Source organism: Corynebacterium tuberculostearicum SK141, from assembly GCF_000175635.1.
Lineage (GTDB): Bacteria > Actinomycetota > Actinomycetes > Mycobacteriales > Mycobacteriaceae > Corynebacterium > Corynebacterium tuberculostearicum_C.
Window position 1 is genome coordinate 311,641 of sequence record NZ_ACVP01000023.1, and the last position, 13,584, is coordinate 325,224.

The 13,584-nt window shown below is 58.7% G+C and carries 11 protein-coding genes and 1 pseudogene; 4 read left to right on the forward strand and 8 right to left on the reverse strand.

All coding sequences use genetic code 11. The features are described 5' to 3' along the window. Window positions 1-5: 5 nt before the first annotated feature. Genes CORTU0001_RS07950 through CORTU0001_RS07965 form a run of 4 tightly spaced genes read right to left on the reverse strand, consistent with a single transcriptional unit; the run spans window position 6 to window position 3,689 of the window. Window positions 6-1,505, reverse strand: a complete 1,500-nt coding sequence (locus tag CORTU0001_RS07950) for an alanine/glycine:cation symporter family protein (RefSeq protein ID WP_005328783.1) — start codon at window positions 1,503-1,505, stop codon at window positions 6-8. Window positions 1,506-1,558: 53 nt separating this feature from the next. Beyond that, window positions 1,559-2,374, reverse strand: coding sequence for a bifunctional DNA-formamidopyrimidine glycosylase/DNA-(apurinic or apyrimidinic site) lyase (mutM, locus tag CORTU0001_RS07955; RefSeq protein ID WP_005328785.1), 816 nt, complete (start codon window positions 2,372-2,374; stop codon window positions 1,559-1,561). A gap of 2 nt (window positions 2,375-2,376) precedes the next feature. Next, window positions 2,377-3,147, reverse strand: a complete 771-nt coding sequence (gene rnc / locus CORTU0001_RS07960) for a ribonuclease III (RefSeq protein WP_005328787.1) — start codon at window positions 3,145-3,147, stop codon at window positions 2,377-2,379. Then, complete coding sequence (locus CORTU0001_RS07965; RefSeq protein ID WP_005328789.1) at window positions 3,144-3,689, reverse strand: YceD family protein; 546 nt, start codon at window positions 3,687-3,689, stop codon at window positions 3,144-3,146. The genes rnc and CORTU0001_RS07965 overlap by 4 nt, the downstream gene beginning before the upstream one ends. Window positions 3,690-3,839: 150 nt before the next feature. Here CORTU0001_RS07965 and CORTU0001_RS11520 point away from each other — a divergent pair, with 150 nt between their 5' ends. Further along, the gene (locus CORTU0001_RS11520; protein WP_005328791.1) at window positions 3,840-4,487 is read left to right on the forward strand and encodes a hypothetical protein; all 648 of its coding nucleotides are present in this window, start codon (window positions 3,840-3,842) and stop codon (window positions 4,485-4,487) included. Between the two features lie 191 nt (window positions 4,488-4,678). Here the strand turns inward: CORTU0001_RS11520 and CORTU0001_RS07975 are convergent, their stop codons facing one another. Both CORTU0001_RS07975 and gdhA read right to left on the reverse strand, forming a co-directional pair. Then, window positions 4,679-5,437, reverse strand: coding sequence for a DivIVA domain-containing protein (locus CORTU0001_RS07975; protein ID WP_005328793.1), 759 nt, complete (start codon window positions 5,435-5,437; stop codon window positions 4,679-4,681). Between the two features lie 200 nt (window positions 5,438-5,637). After that, window positions 5,638-6,984, reverse strand: a complete 1,347-nt coding sequence (gene gdhA / locus CORTU0001_RS07980; RefSeq protein ID WP_005328795.1) for an NADP-specific glutamate dehydrogenase — start codon at window positions 6,982-6,984, stop codon at window positions 5,638-5,640. A 198-nt stretch (window positions 6,985-7,182) separates the two neighbouring features. Between gdhA and CORTU0001_RS07985 the strand changes: the two genes are divergently transcribed. After that, window positions 7,183-8,265, forward strand: a complete 1,083-nt coding sequence (locus CORTU0001_RS07985) for a glycerate kinase (protein WP_034668482.1) — start codon at window positions 7,183-7,185, stop codon at window positions 8,263-8,265. Here CORTU0001_RS07985 and CORTU0001_RS07990 read toward each other — a convergent pair. Continuing rightward, entirely contained in the window at window positions 8,262-8,660 is a 399-nt protein-coding gene (locus CORTU0001_RS07990; RefSeq protein ID WP_005328799.1) for a hypothetical protein, read from the reverse strand. The genes CORTU0001_RS07985 and CORTU0001_RS07990 overlap by 4 nt on opposite strands. Before the next feature lie 36 nt (window positions 8,661-8,696). Here CORTU0001_RS07990 and CORTU0001_RS07995 point away from each other — a divergent pair, with 36 nt between their 5' ends. Both CORTU0001_RS07995 and CORTU0001_RS08000 read left to right on the forward strand, forming a co-directional pair. Next, window positions 8,697-9,902, forward strand: a complete 1,206-nt coding sequence (locus tag CORTU0001_RS07995) for an amidohydrolase (RefSeq protein ID WP_005328800.1) — start codon at window positions 8,697-8,699, stop codon at window positions 9,900-9,902. Window positions 9,903-10,001: 99 nt separating this feature from the next. Beyond that, window positions 10,002-12,392 carry a glycogen/starch/alpha-glucan phosphorylase gene (locus CORTU0001_RS08000; RefSeq protein WP_005328802.1) on the forward strand — a complete coding sequence of 797 codons (2,391 nt, stop codon included), beginning with the start codon at window positions 10,002-10,004 and terminating at the stop codon, window positions 12,390-12,392. Between the two features lie 71 nt (window positions 12,393-12,463). Here CORTU0001_RS08000 and CORTU0001_RS08005 read toward each other — a convergent pair. Further along, window positions 12,464-13,558, reverse strand: a pseudogene (locus CORTU0001_RS08005) (alkaline phosphatase); the annotation flags it as partial. Between the last annotated feature and the right edge of the window lie 26 nt (window positions 13,559-13,584).

A 13,584-nucleotide genomic window follows, 5' to 3' on the forward strand; every position in this document is an offset into this window, starting at 1 on the left:
AATTTCTAATAGCGGTCGTGGTGTCCCTTATCGCGCAATACGCGGCGATCCTCTTCGCTGCGGCGAGTAACGGGATCGGATCCGTCCCAGCACTCTACGCCCTTCAGTTCCGGCATCATATCGCGGTGGAATACCGGGTCAATGCCGTGGCTGCGCTGTTCGTTGTAATTCTTGAGCAGCTTAATCGCCACACCGGATAGCGGCACGATGGCGATGATATTGAGGATCACCATGGTTGCCGCACCGGTATCGGCCAACGCAAAGACCAGCGGCAGGGAGCCCACTGCGCCAAACCAAACGAAGAAGAGAACGACGAGGCGGAAAATCACCAACGCAGGCTTGCTCTGGGTGAGGTATTCCAGGTTAGATTCCGCCAAGTAGTAATTGCCCAGGATGGAGGAGAAAGCCAGGAAGAAGAGGATGAAGCTAACGAAGTGGATGCCCCAGTCGCCCACCTCAGAAGACAGTGCCGCCTGAGTCAAGGAGACGCCTTCTGCTTCGGCGCCGTAGGCAATCTCTGGTCCCAGCAGGATGATAAAGGCGGTGATGGTACACACCACCAAAGTGTCAAAGTACACGCCGAGGGTTTGAACCAAACCCTGCTTGACCGGGTGGGACACTGCCGCGGTAGCGGCTGCGTTCGGAGCAGAGCCCTCACCAGCTTCGTTGGAGAACAGTCCGCGCTGAATACCCTTCATCATGGCCGCACCAAGACCGGCGCCAGCGATTTCCTTAATACCCAGAGCGTGGCCGACGATATCGCCAATCATTCCCGGCACCTTGTCAAAGTTGGTGATGACAACAAACCCACCGACGAGCAGGTAGGCCACCGCCATAAATGGCACGATGATCTGGGTGATATTGGCAATGCGGTTGACGCCGCCAAAGATAATGAGGCCTGCAACCACGGCAATAACAACACCGATGATGGAGCGGAACATGGTGTCATCGCGGTCAAAGGAGAAGGACACCGCATCTGCAATGGCGTTGGTCTGGAAGGCGTTGTAGACCAAGCCAAAGGTAAAGGCAATAGCGATGGAGAAAAGAACACCGAGCGGGCCCCAGCCCAAACCGCGCTTCATGTAGTACGCAGGGCCGCCGCGGTACCCGTCACCATCGCGCACCTTCCACAGCTGCGCCAGGGTGGATTCGATGAATGCAGTTGCGCCACCGAGGATGGCGATGAGCCACATCCAAAAGACTGCACCTGGGCCGCCCACGGAAATGGCCACAGCCACGCCGGCCACGTTGCCGGTGCCAACGCGGGAGGCGGCCGAGATAGTAAAGGCCTTGAAAGCAGAGATGCCGCCATAGTCCTCATCCTCATCGCGGCCCTCCCCCTTTGGCCGCTCGACGACCGCGCGGAACATATCCGGCACCATGCGCACCTGCACCAAAGCGGTACGGATGCCGAAGAATAGGCCCGCAGCGATGAGCAGCCAGGGCAGAATCCACGACCATACGCCGTCATTAAATGTCGTTACGACATTTTCAAGAAAATCCATGCAGAATAATTTACTGCCTTGAGGTTCACAACGTGAACCCCATGCGCCATAACTTATTGGCAATGGGGGCAGAAATGGGTGGAACGCCCTGAAATTACGCAGCGCTCCAAGGGCGTACCACACCGCTGACAGGGCTGGCCAGCCCGCCCATACGCGGCCAGGGACCGCGAGAAATATCCCGATTCACCATTCACGTTGACGTACAAGGAATCGAAGCTCGTGCCACCCACTTTTAGGGCGGCGGTCATGACCTCTTGGGCCGATTCGAGCAGGGCTACGGCATCCTTTTGCCGCAACGTCGATGCCCTTTTGCGGGGCGGAATCTGTGCCGCCCACAAGGATTCATCGGCATAGATATTGCCGATTCCAGAAGCCAAGGTTTGATCCAATAGTGCAGTCTTTACTGCAGTCTTCTTGGCCCGCAAGCGCCGTGCGGTTGCCACAATGTCGAAGTCTGGTTCCAACGGGTCAATGCCAATGTGCGAGATCTTCGCCCACGGTGCATAGAGCCAATAGCCAAAGGTGCGCTGGTCTACAAAGCTAAGCTCTACCCCACCGCTTAGCTGAGCGCTAATGCGCAGATGCGGCGAATCGGTCGTGCCGATTCGAACTTGGCCCGACATGCCCAAGTGGATGAAGAGGACGTCGCGGTGGGGATCCATGGAATCTTCGCCCACGAATTCCAGCCACATGAACTTTCCCCGCCGAGCCACAGCGGCGACCTCTTTACCGATAAGAAGACCGGAGAGTGGCTCATCTTGGCCACGGTTGGCACGCGGGTGCAGGACTTGCACAGACTCAAAAGTCCGCCCCACCACATGGGGCTCAAGACCCCGGCGGACGGACTCGACTTCCGGCAGTTCCGGCATGCTTAGCCTTCTTTATGCGCAGTGCCCTGCACCAAGAGAGGAGTCTCGCGCAAAGTCTGGCAGGCTTCCTGAGCCGCTTGCTGCTCGGCCAACTTCTTATTGTGTCCCACTCCATTGCCCACGGTCAGACCAGCGACGGTAGCTACCGCGTTAAAGGTCTGATCATGTTCTGGGCCAGTGGAGGTAGCCGAATAGACCGGCATCGGTGCCTTAAGCTCGGCGCACAGCTCCTGCAGGGTGGTCTTCCAATCCAGGTGGCGACCACTCACAGTGGCGTTGTCGATCTTTTCTGCAAACAAGCGCAAGATGACATCTCGCGCGGTTTCGAATCCATGCTCGCGGTAGATGGCACCAAAGATTGCCTCGGTGGTATCGGCAAGAATGGAATCCTTATCGCGGCCACCAGTGGACTGCTCTCCCTTGCCCAGCAAAATGTGCGGGCCGAGGTTTATCTCACGGGCGATATCCGATAGTCCGTAGCGCGAGACGATCGAGGCACGCATCTTGGAAATATCCGATTCCGGACGAGAGGGATAAGTGATGTAGAGCTGGGAGGCCACCGACAGGCCCAGCACCGCATCGCCCAAAAACTCTAAGCGCTCGTTATTAGGCAAATGCCCATTCTCATTGGCAAAAGAGCGGTGAGTAAGCGCTAGGCGCAGGTGTTCTGGCTGCAAATCCACGCCAAGCGATTCCAACAATGGGGTGTGGTCTACGGCAGCAAACTCGGCTGCCAGCGCTTCTTCCCCGGTTAGCTTCTTTTTGCGGCTCATAGGAACTTCTCCAAACCAGCCCAGCGGGGATCGACCTTGTCTTCCTCTTCTTCGCCAGAGATACCGGTGGTCACACCTTCAGGCGTGTCAATCTCACAGCCATCTTCACATACCGGCGCAAAGGGAAGGTTGAGTCCTGCCTCATCGATCACGGCCTGCAAAAGGTTCAGCTCATCATCCTCGATCTCCGGAATCTCATCTCCGGAGCCTTCATCATCGGCTGCAGGATCATCGCCGGAGACGAAGGATTCATCGGCGGCAAAGACCTGCGTGACATGCAAGTCCAGCTCTGGGTGCAGTTCCTTCAAGCACCGGGAGCATTCCCCGGTTAGCCGGCCGGATACGTTGGCGTCCACCAAGACACCTGCACCAAGTGGGGTCAAGGTGGCGTCTACGGTAAGCTCTTCGCCCTTCGGAATGGCGATCATCTCGACGCCAATCCTCTCAGGTGCGGGGCCGGTCTGGGTGCGTTGCTCCGGCAGTGCGTCAGCGCCTTGGGCGTTCAACAATTCGCCCACATCGAACTTCAATGGTGATGTCATAACACTAGGTAGTCTACCTTGCCCCGCAAACTCCGCCTAGCGGCCAGCACAGGCAAACTTTCTGTCAAGAGTCTGTCGTTTAAAGTAAAAGGGCCTATGCCTTTCCGGATTAGCCTTTGCCCAAGCCAATGCCGTCTTTAGTGTGGAGGCATGACTTACCACTTGGCGCTAGCCTCCACGGATCCACGCAGCATCGCACTCGGATTCGCCGTGTTTAGCTGCCTTCCTGCCGCGGTATTAACCATTGCCGGCACGCTCGTGCACGCGACTCCACGGCCGGACCGTTCAGGAATCTATGGCGCTAGTGGGATTCGCCTCTTTACTGCACTCATCTGCAGCATCATTGCTGGTTTGATAGCTGGCACCATCCTGGTATTGCCCACTGGCATGGACCTTTCGGTGCTCACCGGCGCACTCATCTTTTCCCTAAGCGCAGGCGCCATTACCTGGTTTTCTCGGGAGACCATTCCCACGGCGCTTATTTCTGTAGGCACCATGCTGGTTGCCACAGGTGCGCTAGTGAGTATGTGCGCCGTGTGCTTTCCGCAGAACTTTAGTGATAGTTCTTTGACGTCACTGTCTTCCTATTTCTTTACCGCACTCGTTGCATTCCTTTTCCCTGGATTAGTGACCACAATCATTGCAGCATGTATGGCCGTCCAATCCGCCGCGCCTGCGCGTCTCACATCGAGGAAGGAAAGCAGCGCCACGTCCACACACACGCCGTTAACAGCTGCTCCCCATGCACCGAATACGGCAGTGCCCACCACACAGCCTCGCTCCCGCGCAACCTCCTGAACTGCCTGCGCTGGTAGGAAAACATAAAGGCTCTGGTGGGTGGGCAGACGGTGTACGACAAACCGTCTGCCCACCCACCAGAGCCTTTGGCCGTGCCTGATATAAGGGGCTAAACCACCCCTCACCCCTTAAGCTCCTTAGCCCGGGTGCCTCCGGGAAATGAAGCTTAAGGGCAGAAAGAATTTAAAGGTTTAGCGCTCGTTATAGCGACGCTCGTAGGCCTCGCCTTCTGCGTAGCGGGAGCCGCCCGCAACGCCGCCGGCACGTCCCGAGGGCTGGTAGTCGCCGCCGCGGGAACGGACCCCGGCACCGCCGCGCAGTGCAGAGCGGTCGGAGCTTACGGTGCGCAGCAGCCCATTGAGGGTGGTTTCAAATTCGCTTAGCTTGCCGTCTACAAACTCATCGCATTCACTGCGCAGACGGTTGGACTCAGTGTGGGCGGACTCCACGATGCGGTGTGCTTCCTCATCAGCGCGGCGCACAACTTCAGATTCCGAAACCATACGCTCTTGCTCGGCGCGGCCTTCTGCAACGGAACGCTCATATTCGTCATTCGCCTGAGCAATGGTGCGGTCTGCTTCCGCGCGGGCTTGTTCCACCATGGACTGAGCGCGAGCTTCAGCATCAGCCACTAGCTTGGCGGCATGCTGTTCTGCGTGGGACACCGTGGCATCCGCCTCTTCGCGAGCATGGCCCACGATGTCGTCGGCCTGCGCATTAGCGTCATTGATGGTCTGGTCCGCACGCTCTTCGGCGCCGTGGAGGATTTCATCCTGCTTATCCAAGACATCCTGCGCGTCATCAATTTCAACGGGCAGGGCGTTACGGAGGTCGTCGAGAAGCGCGAGCATTTCATGGCGCGGAACCATGCAATTAGAGGTCATGGGGAGGCTATGGGCCTCTTCCAAGTGCTGGACTAGTTCATCTAGGGACTCAAAGACACGGTACATGCTGCGAATTTTACATGCCCTCACGTGCCAAACGTGGAGGCCACGCACCGAGTGTGTACTGCGGATTTACCCTCCAGTGCAGACAATCGCCTTCCACCCACCCACTCACACAATCTATGGCGCGTATTTACAGCACAAACTCCCCTTCTCCACTACACAAAGGCAGCACAGAAAGGGAGCTTGAAAGAAGAAGTGAGCAGCTAGATAACGCCCTGTGCCAACATGGCGTCCGCTACCTTCTTGAAGCCAGCAATATTTGCACCGGCAACGTAATCGCCTTCACGGTCATATTCCTTGGCCGTACTATCGATGTTTTTAAAGATATTGGACATGATCGCGTGGAGGCGATCATCGGTGTAATCAAACGACCAGGAGTCGCGGGATGCGTTTTGCTGCATTTCCAGCGCGGAGGTAGCAACGCCACCAGCGTTGGCTGCCTTGCCCGGCGCGAAGTTGATCTTGGATTCTTGGAAGACGTGGACCGCCTCTGGGGTAGACGGCATATTGGCACCTTCGGCTACGTAACGCACGCCGCCGTCAACGAGCTTCTTGGCAGAATCGCCATCGAGCTCATTTTGGGTGGCACATGGTAGAGCTACGTCTGCCTTTACTTCCCAGATATTTCCGCCTTTGTGGAATTCCACTCCGTTTCCAGCCTCTTCGGCGTAGGTGGAAATACGTTCACGGCGGGTTTCCTTTACATCCTTGAGCAGTTCAATGTCCACGCCATTCGGGGTGGTGATGTAGCCGGAGGAATCAGACATCGCAACTACGGTGGCGCCGAGCTCTTGAGCCTTGGCTGCGGCGTAGATGGCCACATTGCCAGAACCGGAGACGATAACCTTGGCGCCGTCGAAAGACTCGCCGTGCGTCTTCATCATCTCATTGGTGAGGTAGACCGTGCCAAAGCCCGTGGCCTCAGTACGAACCAGGGAGCCACCCCAAGTCAATCCCTTGCCGGTGAGGACGCCGGATTCATGCTGGGTGGTCAGGCGGCGGTACTGGCCAAAAAGGAAGCCGATCTCGCGGCCGCCGACGCCAATGTCACCGGCCGGCACGTCGCGGTATTCGCCAATATGGCGGTGCAGCTCGGTCATGAAGGACTGACAAAAGCGCATGACCTCTACCTCGGACTTGCCCTTAGGATCAAAGTCAGAACCGCCCTTGCCGCCACCAATGGGCAGACCTGTCAGGGAGTTTTTGAAGATCTGCTCGAAGCCAAGGAACTTGATGATGCCCAAGTTGACCGAGGGGTGGAATCGCAGGCCGCCCTTGTAGGGGCCGAGCGCGGAGTTGAACTGAACGCGGAAGCCGCGGTTGACCTGGATTTCGCCATTATCGTCGATCCATGGCACACGGAAGATGAGCTGGCGTTCAGGCTCACACAGGCGCTCCACCAAGCCGTAGTCCGCGTACTGCGGGTCTTTTTCTAGGACAATTTTCAGCGAATCCAGGACCTCAGAAACCGCTTGGTGGAATTCTGGTTCTCCCGCATTGCGCTTGAGCAATTTGTCGTAGTACTCAGAGATTTGGCTATCTACTGACATGGTGTGCATTCCATTCTGTGGACTTGTAAGAACAGATACCAGTTTCCTATCAAACTACCGATAATGCAAGCAGGTTCGAGGCTTTAGGGAGACATACAACACCTCTTACCAGCGACAATAAAGTTAACTATTTTCTGTAGCCCGTTCGAATCTTAAGCCGCGCAGTGTCCCATCGTGGGCGGGCTTTATAATCACGGCATGCATATTGTTGTCGCCCCAGACTCGTTTAAAGGCACCGCTTCCGCGCCCGAGGCCGCAGCCAGCATTGCTATGGGGGTGCGTCAAGCGCTTCCCGACGCCACGGTGACCACCCTGCCCATGGCCGATGGCGGCGAAGGCACCGCCACTGTCCTTGCACAAGCGGCAGCGTCCGGCGGACAATCCGCCGAGACCATTACCCTGCCCACTACCGACGCCATTGGCCGCTTGACTCAGGCAAGCTATGTTCTCGCCGGAGCCACTGCGTTCATTGACGTCGCCTCTGCCACTGGGCTGCCAGCCGTGCAGGACAGCCTTGATCCGCTCCACGCCGATTCCTATGGCACCGGCGTGCTCGTCGCGGACGCAGAAACACGTGGCGCCACCTCGATCGTGCTGGGATTAGGCGGCACCGCCAGCATTGACGCCGGGATGGGCATCCTCACCGCACTCGGCGCCGCCGCGCACGACGCCCGCGGCTATGCCCTGCCCAAGGGCGGCGCTCCCCTAGTTCAGCTCGACCACATCGATACCGCGCAGCTCAATATCAAGGCGGGCATGCTCGACTTCACCCTGTTGGCAGATACCCGCGCTACCCCAGTGCAGGCGGCGACCATGTACGGTCCCCAAAAGGGAGCGAAAGGCGAACAAGTAGCGCTGCTGGCCGGCGCCATGCTCCAAGCATGCGAAGTTACCGACACCGATGCAGATTCTGCATATTTTGGCGCCGCGGGCGGCCTTCCCATCGGCCTGTCCTGGCTCTCGCGCACCCTCTGGGGTTCAGACGAACACGTGCGCGTCCTGTCCGGCGGCACGCATGTGGCCGCAGCACTGGGGCTTCCGGAAAAGATCGCCTCGGCCGATCTTGTCATTACCGGCGAGGGCCGCTTTGATGAACAGTCTCTGACCGGCAAGGCAGTCGGAACCATCACGGATCTCGCGCAACAATCCGGAACACCGGTGGGCATTATCGCCGGCTCCTTCGAGCATGACACCGACGCCTACTGCGCTCCCCTTAGCCAAGAGGGCACGCTGGCCCAGCAGCTGGCGGCGGCCGCCGGGGACATCGTCAAGCAGCTCTAAGGCCGAATGGACAGCGACCACGGGAAGATTGCGGGCCGCTCATGCGCCAGCTCATCTTCTAGCAATACGTGGTCCTTGGGCAGCACTGCATGCGGGGTGAGAAGGCGCGAGAGCACCATGCCCAGCTGGTTAACCGAGCCACTCACGCCCGCCACCGCGATGTCATAGCGGTGCACGCTCGCGTCCGCAAGGTCGCGGTCCTCATGCTCGTCGCGATAATTTTGCCGCAGCTGCTCTTCCAACCCCTCTGGAAACTGCGGTGCCTCTGGGCGGGTAACGTCAGCTGAGGAAAGCGAACCGCTCTCCACCAGCTTGTCGGTGGCGGTGGTAAAGATGTCCGCGACGCGCTCTGCTTGCGCGTTGGGAACCAAAACATCAAATTGAATAACCGGCATAGCGCCAACCCTACCCAATCCCTAAGGTGTGAAACCATGTCTGATTCTGCCCGCATCGCCCAGCTCGTCACTTCCCAAGAAGCCGATCTGGGGTGGCAGCAGGACTTTTATGAGGACCTGCACCGCCACCCCGAGCTTTCGCATGAAGAGGAGCGCACAGCCGGTCGCATCCGCGCCAAGCTCGCCGATTTTGACTGCGAGGTAGTAGAAAACATCGGCGGTTTTGGCATGGTCGCCATCTTCCGCAACGGCGATGGCCCCACTGCTTTGCTGCGTGCGGACTTTGACGGCCTGCCCGTGGAAGAGGCCACCGGCGTGTCCTATTCCGCCACTAATGGAAAGATGCACGCCTGCGGGCACGATATGCACACCACGGCGCTGCTGGGTGCCTGCGCGCTTCTCGACGCCTCCCGTAATTCCTGGTCCGGCACCTTCCTCGCCCTTTTCCAGCCGGCCGAAGAATCCTCCGTGGGCGCTAAGGACATGTTGGCCGATAGCCTCATCGAGCGCGTGCCGCGTCCCGATATTTGCCTTGGCCAACACATCATGCCCGGCCGCGCCGGCACCGTACGCCATACCGCAGGCCCCATCATGGCCGGCTGCGATTCCTTGCGCATTTGCGTCTTTGGAAAATCGGCCCACGCTTCCATGCCCCATAACTCCATCGATCCGACCTATATCGCGGCCATGATCGTCACCCGCCTCCAAGCTATTGTGGGCCGCGAAGTTGCCCCACACGAGTTCTTTGTCATCTCTGTAGGCGAGCTACACTCCGGCGATAAAAACAACATCATTCCCGAATCCGCCGAGTTGGTACTCAATACGCGCTACTACGATCCCGCACTCGCGGAAAAGGTCTATGCCTCCCTCGAGCGCATGGTCAAGGCCGAGTGTGCGGCGTCCGGAAGCGAGCAAGACCCGACCTTTGAGTACTACGCTCACGGCGAGGTCACCGATAACGACGCCACGGCCCACGCACCAGTGGCCGAGGTTTTCGATGCCGCCTTCGGCTCCGATTCGGTCATCGCCGCCCCTTCTACCGCCTCTGAGGACTTTTGCTACCTACCCCAGGCATGGGGCGTGCCTTATGTCTTCTGGCATATCGGCTGCACCCCGGAAGACGAGTTGCAAGACCCACCGGTCAACCACCAAGCAACCTTCCTGCCGGACTATGCCCCGACCGTCTATGCCTCCACCCGGGCAGCGTATGGTGCGGCATTGACCTACTTGGCAAAGCCCTAAGTACCCGGTGCGCCTTTACCTATTTCCTCCCTGCAAGGCGGCGCCAATCCTATTAAGCTGGCAGGCGTTTCGTGACTTCCCACTACCTTAAGGTTTCACATGAGCCAGCCACGGCACTCTGTTTTCGAATCCACCGTTCCCTCCCATGTTCGTGCGGCCTCCGGTGTAAGCCCGCACAGCGCTTCCTACCGCAAGTTCTGGTCGGGCCTATCTGGTGCCGTCATGGAGCAGATTGCCGATAATTGGGAGCGCACCCGTTCCGCCTACGCTGCGACCCGCCAGCAGCATTACTTCTCCGCGGAGTTCCTGCAGGGCCGCGCGCTGCTCAATAACCTCACCAACCTGGGCTTGGTTGACGATGCCAAGGCTGCCGCCACCGCCGCCGACCACGAGCTGAGCGATGTTCTCGAAGCCGAGCACGATGCCGCGCTCGGCAACGGTGGCCTCGGCCGCCTCGCCGCCTGCTTCCTCGATTCCGCTGTCACCCAGGACTACCCCGTTACCGGTTATGGCCTGCTCTACCGCTACGGCCTGTTCCGCCAGTCCTTCGAGAATGGCTTCCAGAAGGAACAGCCTGATGCGTGGATGGAAAACGGCTATGACTTCATCATCCGCCGCGCCTCCGAGCAGCGCCGTGTCCACTTCGACGACATGGACGTGCGCGCCATTCCCTATGACATGCCTATTACTGGCTACGGAACCGATAACGTAGGCACGCTACGCCTGTGGAAGTCCGAGCCCATCGCTGAATTCGATTACGATGCCTTCAACTCCCAGCGCTTTACGGAGGCCATTGTGGATCGCGAGCGCGTCATGGATATCTGCCGCGTGCTCTACCCCAACGACACCACCTACGAGGGCAAGGTACTGCGCGTTCGCCAACAGTACTTCTTTGTCTCCGCATCCCTGCAGACCATGGTGGATAACTACATTGCCCAGCACGGCGAGGACCTCACCGGTTTTGCGCAGTACAACTCCATCCAGCTCAATGACACCCACCCAGTGCTCGCCATCCCAGAGCTCCTGCGCATTCTGCTCGATGACCACGGACTGAGCTGGGATGCGGCGTGGAAGATCGTCACCGAGACCTTCGCCTACACCAACCACACCGTGCTCGCAGAGGCCCTGGAGAGCTGGGAAGTGTCCATCTTCCAAAAGCTGTTTTGGCGCATCTGGCAGTTGGTGGAGGAAATCGACCGCCGCTTCCGCGAAGATATGGCCAACCGCGGCCTAGATCAGGGCCGCATTGACTACATGGCGCCGGTATCCAACGGGCACGTGCACATGGCCTGGATCGCCTGCTACGCCGCCTACTCCATTAACGGTGTCGCCGCCCTGCATACCGAGATCATCAAGGCCGATACGTTATCCGAATGGCACGATCTCTGGCCAGAAAAATTCAACAATAAGACCAATGGCGTCACCCCGCGCCGCTGGCTAAAGATGTGCAACCCCCGCCTGGCAGAACTGCTCACACAGCAGGATGGTTCCGATGCGTGGGTTACTGACCTCACCCAGCTGGCCAAACTCGCCGATAAGGCCGACGACGGGGACCTGCTGCACCAGCTCATCGCCATCAAGCAGGCCAATAAGCGCGACTTTGCGCAGTGGGTAAACGACCACCAAGGCGCTGAAATCGACCCCGATTCCATCTTTGACGTGCAGATTAAACGCCTGCACGAGTACAAGCGCCAGCTGATGAACGCCCTCTACGTCCTCGACCTCTACTTCCGCATCAAGGACGAGGGCGAAACCGTGCCGAAGCGCACTTTCATCTTTGGTGCCAAGGCCGCGCCAGGCTACGACCGCGCCAAGGCGATTATTAAGCTCATCAACACCATCGCGGATCTGGTCAATAACGACCCGGCGACCAAAGACATCATCCGCGTCGTCTTCGTAGAGAACTACAACGTCTCCCCCGCCGAGCACATCATCCCGGCCGCTGATATCTCCGAGCAGATTTCCGTGGCTGGCAAGGAAGCCTCCGGCACGTCCAATATGAAGTTCATGATGAATGGCGCACTGACCTTGGGCACCATGGATGGAGCAAACGTAGAAATCGTCGAGGCGGTTGGCGAGGACAACGCTTATATCTTCGGCGCCCGCAATGAGGAGTTGCCGCAGCTGCGCGCCGAGTACAACCCGGGCGAGCTTTACCAGAGCGTGCCAGGCTTGGCCCGCGCGCTGGATGCGCTAGTCGACGGCACCCTGGGCGCCGACAATGCCGGCATCTTCGGCGATTTGCGTTCCTCGCTTCTCGACGGCTTCGGGGAGCACGCCCAAGACCAGTACTACGTCCTCGGTGACTTCGCCGACTACCGCGAGACCCGCGACCGCATGGCCGCGGAGTATCAAGAGGACGATCTTGCATGGGCCAAGAAGGCCTGGCTGAATATCTGCTATTCGGGTCGCTTCTCCTCGGACCGAACCATCGCGGACTACGCGAACGAGGTGTGGAAGATCCAGCCGACCCCGATTTCCCAGCGCTAAGAAAAGGTCCTGTCCTTCGCTTCCACGGCAAAGGGCAGGACCTTTAGGTAAGGCGGTGTGCCTGATTCTGTTTAGCGCAGGCCCACGCGCTTGAGCTGCTCATAAATGGGCTTCAAGTCAATGTTAAGCACGCCCATCTGCGTAGCTAGGAAGCCGAGGCCACCGACAACGGCGCCCAGAATCCCCAGACCCGTAGCTAGACCAGCAGCAAAGCCCTTGCTGCTGCCTTCCTTGCCGGCATCGGCGTCATCGGACGGGTTAGCAGCGTCTTCTGGCTGCTCTGGGTCGTCTACTTGGCCGGAGCCATCGTTCCACCACTCATCAAAGGTCAAGTTGGCTACCAGAGTGTTGTCGATGTAGTCACCGCGGACCGAATCGGTCCCAGAGGTACGGGCCATGATGTCCTCGGAGCCGGCGCCCTTGAAGAAGAACGGCACCAACTGGTTGGTGTGCTGACCGGAGTACCAACCGTGGCGAGCAACCTTGCCCTTCTCACCTTCCATAGCGTTGAAGCGGTTATCCGCCTCAGGGTTATCCTCAGTCGGAGCCTCGTTCGCACCGGAGAGATAGCCGGTTTCGTGGTCTGCGGTAACAACCAGTAGGGTCTCCTCCCACGAAGAGTTCTCCTCTACCCACTTGATGGCGGCATCGACCGATTTGTTGAAGTCCTGGGTTTCTTCGATGTCGCGCACCGGGTTATTGCCGTGTCCAGCCCAGTCGATGGCACCGCCCTCGATCATGACGGAGAATCCATCCTCATCCTGCCCCAGTGCGTTGAGTGCGCCGGTGGTCATGGTGGGGAGATCGACGACGTCGTTAAGCGGGTCAGAGTACGGCTCCTTCGCCTCACCAGAGCGAGAGTTCTGCAAGGTGGATCCTACCTGTGCGATACCCCAGTACTTCTGGTCCGGCTTGACGTCGCCTTCCGCCATCTTCTTGAAGTCATCGTTGGACTCAAAGTAGTTCCAGTCGGTCTCGCCAGCGGAAAGCTTGGCGTAGTCCTCCTCGTACATGAAGCTGTAATCCGGAGTTTCGATCTTTTGGTGGTCATTGTCGTAGAACGGGTGGCCAGCGGCCATGACCAAGTCGAGGGCGCTGCCGAGCATCTCACGGCTAATGTCCTGCAGCTTATCGCGGTCCTTGTTGTGCGCGGCCCACGCCGCCGGAGTGGCTTCGGAATAGAGAGTGTCTG